General features: G+C 44.9%; 5 protein-coding genes. All 5 read left to right on the forward strand.

Annotation, left to right across the window (positions count from 1 at the left end; genetic code table 11):
- The first annotated feature begins 32 nt into the window (after positions 1-32).
- The 5 genes from OQX61_RS22685 to OQX61_RS22705 are packed head-to-tail and all read left to right on the forward strand — an operon-like array spanning position 33 to position 17,055.
- The gene (locus tag OQX61_RS22685; protein WP_265844116.1) at positions 33-3,629 is read left to right on the forward strand and encodes a tail fiber domain-containing protein; all 3,597 of its coding nucleotides are present in this window, start codon (positions 33-35) and stop codon (positions 3,627-3,629) included.
- Between the two features lie 18 nt (positions 3,630-3,647).
- On the forward strand, positions 3,648-5,084 hold the full coding sequence (locus OQX61_RS22690) for a redoxin domain-containing protein (RefSeq protein ID WP_265844117.1): 1,437 nt from the start codon (positions 3,648-3,650) through the stop codon (positions 5,082-5,084).
- A 32-nt stretch (positions 5,085-5,116) separates the two neighbouring features.
- Positions 5,117-5,875 (forward strand): gliding motility-associated C-terminal domain-containing protein, encoded by a 759-nt coding sequence (locus OQX61_RS22695; RefSeq protein ID WP_265844118.1) that lies wholly within the window; start codon positions 5,117-5,119, stop codon positions 5,873-5,875.
- A gap of 16 nt (positions 5,876-5,891) precedes the next feature.
- Positions 5,892-6,797, forward strand: coding sequence for a PorP/SprF family type IX secretion system membrane protein (locus OQX61_RS22700; RefSeq protein ID WP_265844119.1), 906 nt, complete (start codon positions 5,892-5,894; stop codon positions 6,795-6,797).
- A gap of 37 nt (positions 6,798-6,834) precedes the next feature.
- Positions 6,835-17,055, forward strand: coding sequence for a hypothetical protein (locus OQX61_RS22705; protein WP_265844120.1), 10,221 nt, complete (start codon positions 6,835-6,837; stop codon positions 17,053-17,055).
- Positions 17,056-17,212 lie beyond the last annotated feature (157 nt).

Here is a 17,212-nt window from a genome sequence, read left to right on the forward strand (position 1 = left end):
AGATGTTTAGAAACCTACTTAAAGAATTGAATATGAACATAAATAAATGCTTCGTTGTTACATTTTTTCTGGTATTTACGGCATTACTTAGTCATGCACAAACACCATTTTTTGGCAGGTTTTATTTAAGTGGTGCGTCTGAAGTAACTTCCACTCCAAGCTCGGATTATTCTATTGAGGGTACATTTACCGATCCTGGTTATGTTTTAACTATTGAGGATATTTTGGTAGGAGATATCATAGTTGATAACAGTGGATTAACTTATAGGATTGATAAAATAACCAGTAAAAAGGGAGATCAGGTTACTGTAGATGTAACTTATCTTCGGGGAGCGGCTAATGAATGGGCTAAAGATCCAGCGATTTATAATACTGGCGCTATATACCGTCCGACCAGCAAAGGATATGCATTAGATTTTATAGACCAGGAGTTTGTCAATGACAGGATAAGAGTCAGTCTGCAAAACTCAGCAATTCAGGATATTGACAGAGACATTCGGGCATTCAAATCAGGTACTGATGCCGAAATCCCTAAAGACCCTAAATTCGGTGATATTTTTTATAACGTTACCGACAAGAAACTTTATGCTTTTACCGAAAAAGGCTGGGTAACTTTAGGTGGCGGCGTTATCGCCAGTGGTGCTAAATCCGAGTTCCCTACTCCTGCAAAAGCAGGAGAAATGTTCTTCAATAAAGACGATAACAATACCTATATCTATAACGGGACGCTTTGGTTTAAAATATCCACCAATGGTTCTACTCCAACCGGAAATACCAATCCGGATCCTTCGGTCGTAAGTGTTAGAGAAGGAGATTTATTTTATAACGATGCCGACAAAAAACTTTACGTATACAACAAGACCGCCTGGGTTTCTCTGGACAATGTACTCGATGAAGGCCATATCTTTGTTGGTAATGCTTCAAGCGAAGCGGTTTCTGTTCCTTTATCAGGTGATGCAGCCATTACCAGCGCAGGTAAACTAACCATTAACAATTTAGCCATTACCAACGAAAAACTGGATAAAACCAATATCCCTTTGAGTGGTTTTGGTTTCCCTAATGCGGATATCCGCATGGGTAATGGAGCAACCACTTTTGCAATCAAGAATCTTAAAAGTCCGTCGGTAGCAACAGATGCGGCAACGAAAGGCTATATCGATGATTTGTTTAAAAACCCATCGGCATTGGTACTCGAAAATAATAACTTATTTGTAGGTAATACGGCTAACATCGCGACAGCAGTACCAAAAATCATGATCCCTATTTCCGGATTTGCAAATGCCATGGCGGACGTACATATGGGCTTGCCAGGACAGGGAGCCAAATATAAAATCGTCAATATGGCTGAGCCTGTAGATCCACAGGATGCAGTAACTAAAAATTATGTGGATACGAGGCCAATCAACCCAACTAAAATTACCCTTACAAAAGGAAGTTTCTTAATCGGTGGCGATCTGAATCTGGCAGTGCCGATACTTAAAAGCGGGATTTCAATCACCGGATTTGCAGCGCCTACTGCTGAGCTTTCAATGGCCGGTTTTAAATTAACCAACCTGAAAGCGCCTGAACTTGATTTGGATGCAGTAACTAAAAAATATGTAGATGAAAAGGTGATCACACCTTCCGGTTTATCTCTTACTGCCGGCAACCTTTTTGTAGGTGATGCTAATGGAAAGGCTGCGGATGTATTAAAAAGTACAATTCCATTAAGCGGATTTGCAGTTCCGAAGGCTGATGTGTCTTTCGGTGGTTTTTTACTGACTAACCTTGCGGAGCCTAAAGTAGAGACTGACGCCGTAACAAAGAAATATGTAGATGGTCTTTTTAAAGTGCCGGAAACATTATTGGCACTTCCGGAAGATAATATGTTTGTAGGAAATGCAACAGGGAAAGCAGCAGCCATACCTAAAGTACAAATTCCTTTGAGTGGTTTTGCCCCGCCAATCGAGCATATCGCAATGGGAGATGCCATTACGCAGTTTCAGATCAATTTTATGGCCGATCCGAAACAACCACAGGATGCCGCAACAAAAAAATATGTAGATGCAAAAGTGGCTAATCCTTCAACTATGGTATTGCCAGCCGATCATATCCTGGTAGGAAATGGAGTAAGTATAGCAGAGGCCGTAAGAAAATCAGACATTCCTTTAAGTGATCTTGGAGCTCCGAAAAAAAATATCTCTTTCGGTGATGGGACAACCAATTTCAAACTGATTAACCTTGCCGATCCGGAAACAGATCAGGAGGCGGCTACAAAAGCCTATGTAGATTCAAAAACTGCTGGAACTGGCCTTCCTGCTTTATCATTAGGGAACTTCTTTATTGGTGATGCCAATGGTAAAGCCTCAGAAATAGCTAAAACGGCCATCCCATTAAGTGGATTTGGCGCAGCAATAAAGGATGTAGAATTGGGTGGTTTTAAACTAAGCGGACTTTCTGACCCGGCACTGGCACAAGATGCGGCCACTAAAGCTTATGTAGATTCCAAAACGGCTAAAACACCGCAAGAGCCAACAGCACCAATAACAGCAGTTGCCGGAGATACTTATTACAATACCACAGACCAACATTTATATGTGTACAATGGAACCGAATGGATTCCGATGGACAACAAACTGGACGACGGAAATCTATACCTGGGAAACGCAAAAGGCATTGCGACCTCAACGCTAAAAACAGCAATTCCATTAAGTGGGTTTGGCGCAGCAATAAAGGATGTAGAATTGGGTGGTTTCAAACTAACCGGACTTTCTGACCCGGCACTGGCACAAGATGCGGCGACTAAAGCCTATGTAGATTCCAAAACTTCGAAAACACCACAAGAGCCAACAGCACCAACAACAGCAGTTGCCGGAGATACGTATTACAACACCACAGATCAGCACTTATATGTGTACAATGGAACCGAATGGATTCCGATGGACAATAAACTGGATGATGGAAATCTATATGTAGGAAACGCAAAAGGCATTGCGACCTCAACCCTTAAAACCGCAGTTCCATTGAGTGGATTCGGTGCAGCAGTAAAGGATGTAGAAATGGGTGCTTTTAAAATCAGCAACCTTGCTGATCCTATCGCAGAACTGGATGCGGTCAACAAAAAAACACTGGATGCAGGATTAACCGCTGCGGTAGCTGCTGCAAAAGACAACCTTGGTAACCATACTGCAGTAGAAAACATCAAGCTTGGCGCAAACGCAATTAGCGGGGACGGCGGCGCAAATAAAGGGATAACTTTTGAAGCAGACGGAAGTGCAATTTTTGCGCAGAGTATGACGATACGCCAGAATTTCTACACCCCATCAGATCGCAGGTTGAAAGACCATATCGAAACCCTGAGCTCCACACTTCAAAAGATCGATCAGATCAGGGGAGTAAGGTTCGTCTATAAAGATCAAACCAAATATGCAACAGGTCCGAAAATCGGTGTAATCGCTCAGGAACTGCAAAAAGTATATCCGGAAATGGTGACTCAAGGCAAAGATGGCTTTCTGAAAGTAGACTATACGCAACTTACAGGAATCCTGATTCAAGCCGTAAAAGAACAACAAGTAGAAATTGAGGAATTGAAAACGCGAATGAATAAACAACAGGAGCAGATCGATCAGATCCTTAAAAGATTGAAATAATAAAGAATTGAAGCGATAATGATGACCATAAATCCATTTAAAAGTGTAATCCTGATTGCAGCCTTATCGGGCATGATGTCTCTTACCGCAGGAGCCCAGGATGTCAGCTTAAAAATACATTTATCGGGCGTAGCCAAAAGTAAGATCAGCTTGCTTTCTTTAACTGGTACGTCCATTAAAACGGTACTGGAGCACCCATCAATTGACAAAGGACAAACGGCAACACTGACCATTCCAAAAGTACTGTTACCCGCAGAATTTGTCTTGCGTTTTGATTTTCAGGAATTGGAAAGCAGCAACCCTTATCCTTCGGAAAAACACATTTTCATTAATGATCAAAACCTGGAATTGTGGGTAAAACCAAAAGCCCTGAACAATCCGGATAGCACCTATTTCCAAAAGGACGAAAAGGAAAATACCTTGATGACCCGCTTCGCCATGGAGAACTTCAAGAAAAGAGAACAGCTGGGATTACTGCAGAACTTTCTGATGAATTATGACCAGCCGGCTTCTCCATTTTTCCTGCAGGGTACTACAGAATATGACAGTAGACGCGGGCAATACAACAAATGGATTGCCGACCAAACCGAAAAATATAAAACCAGCTTTGTAAGCAACACCTTCGTCTTTCAGCACATTCCACCAATCGTTTGGAAAGGCACAGCAACCGACCGCCTGAACAGCGTGATTGCGCATTACTTTGATGGAATGAATTTCAAAAATCCAGCCATCCTCAAAACAAATGAGATCAAGGAATGGATGAATAAATACGTGAACATCTACGGATCAATGTCCACAACAATGGAACTTCGTGACTCTCTGTTTACCCTTGCCGGAAAACGAGCCATTGAAAAAGCAAAACCGGGAAACCCTCAGGTTTACGGCTGGATGGTAGATTACTTCTATAACGGATTTGAAAGTTTCAACATGACTGCCGGTATTAAAATGCTGGAGCCCTACCTGAATGATCCAACCTGCCTGACGAGTAAAAGAAAAGCAATTGAGCAACGCCTGAAAGGGATCGGGACCTTAACCGTTGGTTCCATTGCCCCGGACTTCAACTGGAAATCAGGCTCCGGTAAAACCATTCCTTTCCATGATTTCAAAACAGAAGCCAAATATAAACTGGTGCTGTTCTGGTCGGCCGACTGCCAGCATTGCAAGGAGCTCATGGAGCAATTACATCCCTGGTATCAGGGCGCTGAAAAAACAGAAATGATGGACGTTTTTGCCATCAGTCTGGATGAAACAGAAACAGAGATTCCTGCCTGGGAAAAGGCAAAAGTTAAACTGAGTTCCTTCAAACATAAAAGAGCAGAACAGGGAATCAGAAGCCCTGAGGCTGCGGCTTATTTTGTGCTCTCCACGCCAACGATGGTATTGGTAGATGCCAAAACAAACAAAATTGTAGGCTTGCCGGAAACAGTAGCACAGCTGGAAGCAGAAATGAAATAATAAACCCTAAACAGGGAATAAATTACAAAATAATGAAAATAATCGCATCACTTGTTATCGGATTTCTGCTCTTGCTAAGCGCAGAATTGAAGGCGCAGTTAAAGGTGAATTCAGAAGGTCTTTTTATTCAGAATGGTACCGTATTCAGTACGGAAGGATTAACGCTGGTCCCAACCAACGACTGGTTCCTGAATAACCTGAGCCTGAGTAAACAACCTGGCGTAGTGATTTTTCCGAAATTCAACAGCATTCAACGGATGTACAGATTCAGCAGGGCGGTAAATTTTGAAGGAGAACTGGCACTCGCCTATGAAGATGTGGAACTGAATGGCAATGAAGGCAAAAACCTGGTGTTAACCTATTCGCCGCTAACCAGCAACAATGCTAAAGATTTCATCCAGGTGAAGGAAAGTGTGGTGAACACGGACGAGCGATATATTGGTCAGCTGTTTGCCAAAGCAATTCTCCTTTCGGATTTAACCGCGGTAAGTATGACGGCTTCGGAAGCCAAACCTTATGCCGATCTGGAAGGAAACAATATGATCAGCCCCAATGGGGATGGTAAAAACGATACCTGGATCGTTAAAAATATCGAGCTCTATCCAAACAACGAATTGAGGGTTTTCGACCGTGAGGGTAGAATTGTATTCAACATGTTTGGCTATGATAATTCCTGGGATGGGTTGTTTAACGGGATTCCACTACAAGAGGATACCTATTATTATATCCTGACCATAGATTCCGGAAAACATAAAAAAACAGGGTTTATTTCTATAGTAAGAGACAAATAATCAGATAAAATTGATCATGATAAAATTAGTAGTGCGGAGGATTTTAGTAAGCGGAGGTATAATGATTGGGCTTTTAACAGCAGGGCAGGATGCCGCTGCTCAAATCAGACCTTTGGGTGCCCAGTATTATGAAAATCAATACCTCAGCAACCCGGCATTTGCAGGGATGACGGAGGGGTTAAATGTAAATATGAGTTACCGAAATCAATGGAGGTCCATCCCGGGATCACCGGTAACCATGGCCGTAACCGGTGATTATCGCTATGAAAAAGTAGGACTGGGTCTTTCCATTTACAATGACAATGCCGGATTAATCGGACGTACCCGCGTGATGGGAACTTATGCCTATCACTTGTCTTTAAATGGCGATAACAGAAGTCTGCATTTCGGGGTTTCCCTGGGTATGATGAAAGAAAAGCTGGACAACAATAACATTGTCGCATCACCAGATGACATTTCTGCACAGAACTTCAATCAGCGTAAAGGGTTTATTGATGGTGATTTTGGGATCGCCTTCACCAACGAGAGGTTTACCCTGCAAGGTGCCTTACCCAACCTTAAAAAATTCATGCAAAAGGACGATCAGAATACCGTAGATGGCTCTACTTATTTTGTGGCCGCTTCCTATAAAATCGGGACCACCCTGGATGTGATTTCTATAGAACCAAAGATCAGTTTCAGAGGGGCAAAAGACATCGATAACATCTGGGACCTGGGTACAAATGTGAAATTGGAAAACAACATTCTTTCTTTTCTGGGCATGTACCATAGCGATAAGAGTTCTACGTTTGGCGTAGGTGTAGCTTACGACAGGTACCTTATTCAAGGCTATTACACCTCTCAGCTGGCCGGCGAACGTCAACGTACCGGTGGCGATTTTGAAATCAACATTAAGATTAAACTATTCAACGAAGGAAAATAAACCATACTTCATTTAAAAAATACTTATAGCGCGCTCCTTGAACAAGAAACTGTATTCCGTATTCCTATTTTTACTTTTTCTTGGAAACGCGGCCTTTGCGCAATCCTATTTCCGCGTTCTAAACGGTATCCCTCATTTAGCTGTGCTGGATCAGCAAACGATCCTTCCGGCTAAACAAGGGATGCTGATTTTCAGTAGCGTTCAGGCAAAACCTTTAATCTATAACGGCAGCAGCTGGGAAACTTTGTGTACCAATACCATGGACACGGTTAGTCCGGAAGATTATTTTATGGTTAAAGAAGGGATTTCCTATTTACCGGTATTGAGCAAAGACCCGGCAAACAGCAATACACAGGGTACCATCTATTTTTCTTCCATCCATAAATCGGCCATGATCTATAATGGCCTGACCTGGGTCAGGATTCAGGACCTGAGCAAAAGTATATTTACACCAAACAGTGGTTTCACTGCAGGAGCAGAAGCTCAGCCTTTTAAGCTTCCCATCTTAGCAGATGATCCATTGAAAAGCAGCGTAATTGCAGGCGCTTTTTACCTCAATGCAACTTCCACTGCGCTTCGGTATTTTGATGGCGTTGCCTGGCAGGACCTGAAATGTATGGCCGAAGTCCTGACCCTTGCAGTAACCGATATCAAAGGAATCAGTGCTCTTGGTCAGGGAGAAGTGATCAGTAATGGAGGCGCAGAGATCACTATAAGAGGGTTTTGCTGGAGTACAAATCCAAACCCTGACATTTCTCTAAGCACCAAAACAGTAAGCAATATAACCGGCAGCGGATTAGGTGTTTTTACCGGCGAGCTGAGCAATCTGCTTCAAAATACCACTTACCATCTGCGCGCTTATGCTACCAATAGCCAGGGGACAGTTTATGGGAAAGATAAAGTTTTCACCACCCTTTACGACCTGCCAACGATCATTACTTTACCTGTAAACACCATTACCAGTATCGATGCCCGGAGTGGTGGCGATATCAGTGACGATGGAGGGAGCCCGGTTTCTGCCCGTGGTATCCGTTGGAGCATCAAAGGAGATCCTATGAATGACCCGGATGCCATCCTAACCAACGATGGTTCCGGAGTAGGGGTTTTCCCTGGTTCTATGGTGGGCTTGTTAGGCAATACAACCTATTATGTCAGGGCCTACGCTGTCAATGTAATGGGCACTGCCTATGGTAATTTACTGAGCTTTACGACCCCGCCACCAGTACCACCGGCATTGAGTTCGGCAACGGTAAGTGTGACGGATATCACCGATCAATCTGCCAAAGGAAAAGTTAATATTTTAAACAATGGTGGGGCCATTGTATCTGAAAGAGGATTCGCCTGGAGTACCGACCGCATCACCTGGATTCATGGTACTTCGGAAACCATTAACCCGACAGATATCGGAGTCTTTATCGGAAACTTAACCAATCTGATTTCCGGAACTACGTATTACGCCAAAGGCTACGCCAGCAATTCTGCGGGAAGGTCTTATACTTCTGAAACCAGTTTTGTAACGAGTGGAAAGGCCTTGATTACAACCACCAGGCCAAATGGAATCACCGGCGTATCAGCTTACAGCGGAGGTTTAATCAGCACCAATGGCGGAGCACAGATTACCGCAAGAGGGATTTGCTGGAGCACCAATACGCTGCCAACTATCGACCTGCCTACTAAAACGGAACAGTCGGTCACAGGTGATGGTAGTGGAACCTTTACCAGCCAGATTAAAGATTTAACTCCGGCAACTATTTATTATGTTCGTGCTTATGCCGTGAATGAAGTGGGCGTTGCTTATGGTAATGAAGAGGTATTCCATACGCCAGACTATCCGGTTGTAAATACACTTACGGCGGGCTCTTTCTTTAACAATACGGCTAAAGGTAGCGGCCAGGTGATGTCAGATGGTGGAGCAGCAGTACTTTCCCGTGGCGTGGTTTGGAGTATAGCAGAAAACCCTACACTAAACAACAGTGCAGGCAGCAGCAATGGTAATGGTTTAGGAGTGTTTAGTAGTACGATCACTGGTTTGGGAGTCAATGTGATTTACCACTTTCGGGCCTATGCAACCAATGTGGTCGGTACGGTTTATGGCGCGGATAAGACTTTTATCCTCCTTCCCGGAATTCCTGAATTGAGTACGCAGCCAATTTCTGCCATTACCAACAGAACGGCAACAGGGGGTGGAATAATCACCAGCAATGGAGATGCTGACATTACTTCCAGAGGAGTTTCCCGGAGCAAAACAGGAGATCCCGGAGATCCCCAAAATCAACAGACAACAGTAACGACCAATGATGGCCCCGGCACCGGAACTTTTCAAAGTTTCCTAAGCAACCTTATGGGGAATACCACTTATTATGTTCGTGCTTATGCAGAAAACAGATTTGGAAAGGCTTATGGGGATTTGCTGACTTTCGTTTCCGCGCCCGCACAAGCACCTGTTTTAACAAATAACACCATTAGCGTCACAGACATTACAGATACCAAAGCCATGGCCCGTGCATCGATTCAGGACCATGGTGGGGCCGCCATACTTTCCAAAGGAATTGCTTTTAGTACCGATAGGATTAATTTCCAACACCAGGAATCGACAACAGTTATCCCTGATGATATCGGTGGATTTAATGTGCAACTCACCGGGTTATTGCCTGGCACAGTGTATTATGCGAAAGGGTATGCGAGCAATAGCGCGGGGACAACTTATACCAGGGAATTGACTTTCAGCACGCCGCTCTATATCAGCTTAACCACTTTGCCGGTTACTCAGGTAAGCAGTGTAAGCGCGACAACAGGTGGTCAGATTGTAAATCCCGGCAGTTCAGGAATCACTTTCCGTGGCATCGCCTGGGGAACCGCACCAAACCCGGGTATCGCTGATCAGGTGGTTGGTAATAATGGTAGCGGCGAACAGTTTGTGAGTCAGCTGAACGGATTAACCGGTAGCACTACTTATTTCGTTCGTGCCTATGCAGGGAATAGTGGCGCAGTAGTTTATGGAAATCAGGAAAGCTTTAAGACAGCTCCGGCAATATTACCGGAAATCAATACCCTGAAAATAGAAAATATTGGAGGGATAACTGCCTCAGCCAGCGCAGAAATCGTTAATGATGGAGGAAGTATAATAACCTCAAGAGGGATTTGCTGGAACACCACGGGCGATCCTGAAATCACAGATGGCAGCCAGGAGAATGGTTCAGGTAAAGGAATTTTCTCTACACCAATTACAGGATTAAGTCCGTTAACCAAATACTATGTGCGCGCTTATGCCATCAATGATATAGGCCTGGTATATGGAAACGAATTGACCTTTACCACTGCCACAACATCTACTTTGAGCACCTTACCCGCGAGTTTAATTACAGCCAACTCGGCCAGCAGCGGGGGTAATATCATTGCCGATGGTGGAACGCCGGTATGGCAAAGGGGTATTTGCTGGAGCACCGAAGCGTTGCCAACTATAGCAGATGCACATACAACCAGCGATGCTGGAACAGGAGATTTTGTGCAGGTTTTAACCGGCCTGACCGGAAATACCAATTATTATATCCGTGCCTATGCCATCAATAGCGCAGGTATTGCCTATGGCGATGTACAACAATTTGTAACGGCGCCTCCGGTATTGGCTACCCTTACTACAAATACGGTGACCAGCGGGCCACAAGGAACTACAGCGATCAGTGGCGGGAAGATTCTGAGCAATGGAGGCGCTGTCATCAGCGACCGTGGTTTGGTATGGAGTACGCTTAAAGGATTTGATCCGGAAGCTTCCGCTACCAATAGGCTCAATACCTCCGGATCTGCTGATTTCCAGATGACCATGACCGGTTTATTGCCTGGCACAGTTTACTATGTGAGGGCATATGCAACCAATAGTGCCGGCATCGCCTATGCAGCCAATGAAGAAGCATGCAGGACTTTCGGTTTACCGGAATTGACTACCGATGAAACGGCATTAAATACCATTACCAGCATGACGGCTACCGCCGGGGGAACGATTTCCAGCAATGGAGGTAGCGAGGTAACTGCCAGTGGAATCTGCTGGAGCACATCAGCACAGCCAACGGTTGATCATGACCATAGCGGTTCCGGGCCAGGGATAGGTACTTTTAAAATACCTATCAGTGACTTATTGGGTAATACAACCTATTACATTAGCGCTTATGCGGTCAATAGTGTAGGAATCGCTTATGGCACAGTGAAAACTTTCAAAACTTTGCCAGCAATTTTGGCCACACTAAGTACCAGTCCAACCGTGTTGACTTCAGCAACTACCGCTACTGCCGGTGGTCAGATTTTAACCAATGGAGGGGCAGTAGTAACCACTGCCGGGGTAATTTGGAGTACTGATGCAAACTTTAACCCTGATACTGTCAGGGTAAATAAAACCTCAGAAACTGGTCGTTTTGCCGGCAGCTTTACCGCGAATTTAACCGGATTAGCAGAACACACGGTTTATTATATACGTGCCTATGTGATCAATAGCGTGGGTATTACCTATGGTAATGTGCTCAGTTTTATCACCCCGCAAAAACCAGTATTAACCACCACTTATGCCATAGCTACCGGAAGTACAACTGCAAAGACCGGAGCAGAAATCAGCAATGACGGCGGCTCAGCTATTACTGCCCGTGGAATGGTATGGAGCTTAAACCCGGTGTTTAACCCGGACACCATCACCGTAAATAAAATTGATCATGGAACTGGCAATACTGCTTTTGAAAGTCTGCTTAAAAACTTAAAAGCGAATACCACTTATTACGTGCAGGCCTATGCTATAAATGCAGCAGGCAGCAGTTACGGCAATCTGCTTAGCTTTAAGACAGATCCACCGGTATTGGCCACACTAAGTACCAATGCTGCCATCGGAACTACCGGAACTTCAACAGTTACCGGAGGAAATATATCAGACGATGGTGGGGCAGAAACCACCACCCGAGGGATGGTGTGGAGTACCCGGTCCGGCTTCAGACCAGATACGGTAACTCATCAAAAAACGGTTCAACCAGGTAGCGGAACAGGAAGTTTTCCGGCTACCATCAGTGGTTTGAAACCAGGGATTACTTATTATATCCGCGCTTATGTCGACAATAGTGTAGGTACTGCTTATGGAAATGAATTGAGCTTTACCACATTGATCATCCCTGCATTAACCACCAATCCGGTTAGCGTTTCTTCTGCCGGGGGGACGGCTATCAGTGGGGGTACGGTGATTTCAGATGGAGCTACTACCATCACCAACCAGGGAGTTGTATGGAGTACCACAGCTAACCCTACGTTGGGAACGGCTAATGAAACCAGATATGATACCGGTTCCGGAAGCACGTTTAGAAGTGCACTGACTGGATTGACACCTGTTACAACGTATTATGTGCGCGCTTATGCCAGCAATAGCGAGGGTACTGCTTATGGAAATGAGCTGACTTTTACAACACCAGCTATTTTAGCTACACTAACAACGAGTTACATTACTGCTTCCTCTAAAACCAGCGCTACTACAGGTGGCCGGATCAGTAATGATGGTGGCGCAGCAATCACCGATCGTGGGGTAGTCTGGAGTACCGACAAGAGCTTTAATCCGGATACGGAATTATTAAACAGAACCAAAGATGGCCAGGGAACGGGAACCTTCAACAGTGAAGTTACCGGTTTGAAAATGAGCATCACTTATTTTGTCCGGGCCTATGCGGTGAATGCTGCAGGTACGGCTTATGGTAATCAGGTGAAGATTACCTTATTCCCAACGGCACCGGTATTAAATACGACAGAAGTGACTGGATTGGGTGGTTTTTCTGCCATTAGTGGCGGAACAATTACCAGTGATGGTGGTGCAGATGTGATCCAGAAAGGACTGGTTTGGAGTACCAAAACCAATCCAACGATTTATGATAAGATCTCTTACCATTGGTATGGGCCAGAATCCTTTACTTCTACCATGACAGGGTTAACCCCTAACACTTTATACTATGTGCGTGCTTATGCCCAGAATAATATCGGCGTTGCTTATGGGATAGAGCGGAGTTTCCTGACCAATGCTTTCCCTACTTTGTCGGTCAGCACCGCAGTTACGAATATCAACGCTACCACTGCCACCAGTGGTGGTGACATTACCGATGATGGCAGGTCGCCGATTTTGACAAGAGGGGTAACCTGGAATACAACCGGAAATCCAACCCTGGAATTGAATGCTAAAACAGTTGACAATACCAGTACCGGAATCGGAAAATTCATCGCTCATATCAGCGGACTAACCGAAAGCAGCACTTATTATATCCGTGCATATGCCAGCAATGCAGTAGGAACTACCTACGGAAGTCAGGTTTCTGCGACCACCTTAGCGGTGAGCTTGCCAACGATTCAGACGAGCAGTGCAACTGAAATTAAGAGTAGTTCTGCGCTTTCCGGCGGTCACATTACAGACGATGGAGGCATGCCGGTTACGGAACGTGGCATTTGCTGGAGTACCAGTCCGGACCCAACCACAGCTCTGGTTACCAAATTGAAAGATACAACCGCAGGTACGGGCAGTTTTACCCTTAAAATTGCCGGCCTGACTTCAGGTACCACCTATTATTTACGCGCTTATGCAATCAATATAAAGGGAACTGCTTACGGAGATCCGCAACAGTTTACGACTGCGAAGCTACTTCCGGTGATCAGTAAAGTTCAGATTACTGAAATGACCAGCACTACGGTAAAGGCAGGCGTTGAAATTATTTCTGATGGTGGAGACATCATTTCTGCCAGTGGCCTGGTATGGAACACAACCGGTAATCCGGAGATCGGAACCGATCATCTGATCGCTGGTGAACTTCAAAAAGGAACTTTCAGCAGGTTAATAGCAGGTCTGGAAGAGGGCCCGGTCTATTATATCCGTGCTTTTGTAACCAACGGTGTTGGGACAGTTTATAGCGATGAGGTCAGTACTTTTAGGGTATGTCCGTCTAGCTTTACCATCATGCACGTGGCAGGATTAAATGGGGCACCGGTAACGAAAACGGTTACTTATAACGTAGTGAGCAGCAATCTTTCCGGCTCAGCAAAATGTTGGATTACTCAAAATCTGGGTGCCGATCAACCGGCTAATTCTGCTGCTGATGCCAGGGAATCTTCTTCCGGATGGTATTTCCAATTCGATAAAATCCAGGGTTATAAATCTGATGGTCCGGTAAGAACACCTGCAAGCCCATGGGAAGCAGGGAAACAGGATGCCGCAGATTGGCAGGCAGCAAACGACCCTTGTCGATTGTTATTAGGGTCAGGCTGGCGTTTGCCAACCGGTACAGAGTGGAGTAATACCGGCGGTGGTACGAAAAAATGGCTCGGCCTGAATGATGCTTACCAATCCGAATTGAAGGTTCATGGCGCAGGTATAATTATGATTACCACGCTTAGTTTAGATCGCATTGGTAGTGAACACTATTTCTGGAGTAGCAGTGCCGGCGGTGCTACGCTAGGCAATGCCCGTTATGCTACAGGAACTGCTTCAGACATGATTGCGATGAATAAAGGTTATGGTGCATCGGTACGTTGCATTATGGAAAGTCCGGTTATAACCGCTCCTTCAGTTGGTAATGTTACAATTTCTTCCATGGCCACGAGCCAGGCAGAGGTAACAGCAGGTGTTGCATTAGACGGTGGAAGCCCGGTAACCACCAGAGGTCTGGTGTGGAATACTACCGGAATGCCAACACTGGCGGATCAGGTAGTCGCTTCCGGAACAGGAGTAGGTGTTTTTAAGCAGACTTTAACCGGACTATCCGAGGGCATAACTTACTTTGTTCGTGCCTACGCCACTAATCAATTAGGAACAAACTATAGCGCAATTCATACCAGTTTTAAATTATGTCCTTCCTTTACCATTCAACATATTGCCGGAATCAATGGTGCTCCCGTAACTAAAACCGTTACCTACAATGCGGTCAGTACGGACATCTCTGGTGAGACAAAATGCTGGATTACACAAAATCTTGGAGCGGATCAACCTGCGGTAAATGCAACTGATAATACAGAAAGCTCAGCAGGCTGGTATTGGCAATTCAATAAATTGCAAGGGTACCAATATGCAGCTAACGGAAGAACACCAAACACGCCATGGATCACCAGTATTATTGACAATAGCAACTGGACATCGGCCAATGACCCCTGTGTGCAACAACTAGGTTCAGGATGGAGAATGCCAACTATTACTGAATGGACTAATGCCAAAGCAAATACAAAAAAACCCTGGACTAACCTCTATGATGCCTATAATTCAGAATTGAAATTACATGCTGCAGGCTTTCTGCATTACATGACCGGGGGAGTAGACCGCCGTGGGACAGAGGGGTATTACTGGGCCAGTACACAAAGTACGCCTTCCCTTGGTGGAAATATTTACTTTGCTACCAACGTTAGTGGAATCGCCTATTTCGATAAAATTTATGCCTGGTCGGTGAGGTGTCTGAGAGGGCCGTTAGAATCCTCAGTGCCATCGGTAGGGAAGGTGGTGATTCCCGCTGCAACGATCCTCCAGGGCAACGCCCAAAGTAAAGCCTTAATCATGAATGATGGTGGTATGCAATTAAAAGCAAAAGGTTTTGTCTGGAACAACACAGGTAATCCGGATTTGACAGATCAGGTGATTTCGGCAGATGCGTCTGCTTTTGAAATGACGGGGAGCCTAACCGGTTTGATGGAAGGCAGCACGTATTATGTACGCGCTTTTGCCACCAATAATTTAGGCACGGCTTATAGTCCGGAGGTGACCAGCTTTGAAATTTGTCCTCCTTCATTTACTGTGCTTCATGAAGCAGGTGTAAACGGTGCACCAGGTAGTAAAACCATTACTTATCCTATTGTGAGCAGCGATGCTTCGGGAACAGCAAAATGCTGGATTGCCCGGAATCTTGGTGCCACAAAACAGGCCACTAGCTTAACTGATGTAACAGAGGACGCTTATGGTTGGTACTGGCAGTTTAACCGGGCACAAGGCTATGAATATAATGGGGGACGTACTCCGGCAAGCACATGGAATTTTACAAATACAGAAAATAGCGATTGGACTGCAGGGACTGATCCTTGTAGCTTACTGCTTGGTGCAGGTTGGCGTTTACCTACACAAATGGAATGGGCAAATACTGCTGCCGGAACTCAGAACTGGAAGACAGATGCAGATGCCTATGCTTCCAATTTAAAACTACATAAGTCAGGCTTTTTAGCAGACTTAAACGGGACATCCGGCGGACGTGGGATTTCCGGTTTTTATTGGAGCAGTACGCAAAATAAAACCGATAATGGGACTGCCTGGTACCTGTCCATAGAAAATAACAAAAGTGAAATCGCAGGAAAAGGAACCAAGCCATCGGCATTGCCGGTTCGCTGCCTGAGAGATCAAATTATAAAATCAATACCCACCATCAGTACTGCGTCTTTTTCAAGTCTCAGCACTAGCGCTGTAGAAGTAAAAGCAACGGCATTAATGGATGGAGGAATGACCATCATGGATAGAGGTTTTGTCTGGAATACTACCGGGAAACCAACGATAAATGATCATCAGCTGGCCAGTGGGAATGGTATCGGTACTTTTAATAACACCATTTCCGGATGGGTAAAAGACCAGAGTTATTACCTCCGTGCTTATGCCAGCAATGCTAAAGGAACGGCTTATAGTGACATAGATACTAAAATTAACCTGGGCTGTGTTCCAATAACCATTAACCACCTGCCGGGGGTAAAGGGGGCACCGGTAGCTAAAACGGTAACTTATAAAACCTGGGAAGACCTTGCCGGAGATGCTAAATGTTGGCTTACACAAAATCTGGGCGCAGGGGAGGAAGCAAGCGGATTAACAGATATAACTGAAACTAATATAGGTTGGTATTGGACATTTAACCGTTCACAAGGATATCAGCATACAGCAGGTGTTAGAACGCCAGCTACACAATGGGTAGCTGGCAATGCAGAAAATAGCGACTGGCTGCCGGCTAACGACCCATGTAGCATTATGCTTGGGGTAGTATGGCGCATTCCTACCGCTACAGAGTGGAGTACAGTAGCCCCCCGGTTTTTACAATTGAAATTAAATACAGCAGGCTTTCTGGCCGATGCTAATGGTACTTCTGGTGGACGTGGTGTTTCGGCCTTTTACTGGAGTAGTACACAAAATACTGCAAATACGGCTACTGGATTATATATGTCGGCCGCTTCCGGTTCGGCTCAAATCGTATCTGGCGGAACTAAACCCTCAGGATTGCCGCTTCGCTGCTTAAAAAATTAGATTAAAAAACCAGGAACTGTTCTGTGAAGAAACCCTTGCGTGATTTACTTTTTTTGGCTGGGATAAATACTTTTTCTGAGGAGTAAATTACCTGTTTTTAGGCTTAAGTACCTGATCTGTGGGTGCTAAGGTTTGGATTGAACTAATTCTTTTTAAA

Source organism: Pedobacter sp. PLR (genome assembly GCF_026239675.1).
Classification (GTDB): Bacteria; Bacteroidota; Bacteroidia; order Sphingobacteriales; family Sphingobacteriaceae; genus Pedobacter.

Bases quoted from the DNA above. Each gene is read 5' to 3' on its own strand.
- OQX61_RS22685 (WP_265844116.1), top strand. From the start codon at position 33: ATGAACATAAATAAATGCTTCGTTGTTACATTTTTTCTGGTATTTACG.
- OQX61_RS22690 (WP_265844117.1), top strand. From the start codon at position 3,648: ATGATGACCATAAATCCATTTAAAAGTGTAATCCTGATTGCAGCCTTA.
- OQX61_RS22695 (WP_265844118.1), top strand. From the start codon at position 5,117: ATGAAAATAATCGCATCACTTGTTATCGGATTTCTGCTCTTGCTAAGC.
- OQX61_RS22700 (WP_265844119.1), top strand. From the start codon at position 5,892: ATGATAAAATTAGTAGTGCGGAGGATTTTAGTAAGCGGAGGTATAATG.